3 protein-coding genes are annotated in these 1,232 nt (G+C 60.2%); all 3 read left to right on the top strand.

Features of this window, described 5'->3' with window-relative positions; all coding sequences use genetic code 11:
• A partial coding sequence (rplC, locus tag VZ95_RS18700; RefSeq protein ID WP_045777207.1) for a 50S ribosomal protein L3 occupies positions 1 to 399 on the top strand: 399 nt, incomplete at its 5' end.
• A gap of 3 nt (positions 400 to 402) precedes the next feature.
• A complete protein-coding gene (rplD, locus tag VZ95_RS18705; RefSeq protein WP_045777208.1) occupies positions 403 to 1,020 on the top strand; it encodes a 50S ribosomal protein L4 in 618 nt (205 codons plus the stop codon).
• Positions 1,017 to 1,232 (top strand): uL23 family ribosomal protein (locus tag VZ95_RS18710; RefSeq protein WP_045777209.1); only part of this gene is annotated, 216 nt, incomplete at its 3' end. The genes rplD and VZ95_RS18710, both read left to right, overlap by 4 nt.

The following is a 1,232-nucleotide window of genomic DNA, read 5'->3' on the forward strand; positions in this document are numbered from 1 at the left end:
GTCGAACATTTCATTGCCGGTCAGTTCGTCGATGTGACGGGCACCTCGATCGGTAAGGGTTTTGCCGGTGGTATGAAGCGTCACAACTTCGGTGGTCTGCGCGCATCGCACGGTGTGTCCGTGTCGCATCGCTCGCTGGGTTCGACGGGTAACCGTCAGGATCCGGGTAAGACCTTCAAGGGCAAGAAGATGGCCGGTCACATGGGCGATGTCCGCGTGACCACGCAGAATCTGAAAGTGGTTGGCACTGATGCCGAACGCGGTCTCATTCTCGTAAAGGGCGCGGTTCCGGGTTCGGCCGGTGGGTTTGTTTTGGTGCGCGATGCGGTTAAGCGGGCCCAGCCGGAAGGTATCCCCTTCCCGGCCGCGCTCAAGACCGACGCCGCAGCGGAGGCGTAAGCGATGCAAGTCAAAGTCGAAACCCTGTTCACGGGTGAAGCCGGAACAATCGATCTGGCGGATGAAGTTTTCGCGTTGGAGCCCCGCAAGGATATTCTCGCGCGCGTAATTCATTGGCAGCTCGCCAAGCGCCGCAGCGGTAATCATAAGGCCAAAGGCATTTCGGAAATCTCCGGGACGACCAAGAAGCCTTACGCCCAGAAGGGCACGGGTAACGCCCGCCAAGGCTCGCTGCGCTCGCCGCAGTTCCGCGGTGGTGCCGTGATCCACGGTCCGGTCGTGCGCGATCATGGTTATTCGCTGCCGAAGAAGGTGCGTGCCCTCGGGCTGCGCACCGCGCTGTCGGCCAAGCAAGCCCAAGGCAAGCTGATCGTCGTCGATACGCTGCTGGGCGCGGATAAGACCAAGACGGTCGCCGATGCCTTCGCCAAGCGGGGCTGGACTTCGGTCCTGTTCATCGATGGGGCGACGGTTGCCGCCGATTTCGCGCTTGCCGCGCGGAATATCAAGAATGTGGACGTGCTGCCGCACGTCGGTGCCAATGTGTACGACATCATCCGTCGCGATACGCTGGTTCTGACGCGTGCTGCCGTCCAGGAACTGGAGGCTCGCCTGAAATGAGTGAGGCGAAAAAGGGCATCACGCTCAGCCGCGAGCGTGCCTACGACATCATCCTGTCGCCGGTCATTACCGAAAAAGCCACGATGATTACCGACAAGAACTTCGTGACCTTTAAGGTCCTCGGAGACGCTACGAAGCCGGAAATCAAAGCCGCCGTGGAAATGGTGTTCGGTGTAACGGTGAAGGCTGTGAACACGATAACGGTCAAGGGC

Origin of the sequence: Elstera litoralis, from assembly GCF_000963705.1 — a bacterium.
In the GTDB taxonomy this organism is placed as follows: Bacteria; Pseudomonadota; Alphaproteobacteria; order Elsterales; family Elsteraceae; genus Elstera; species Elstera litoralis.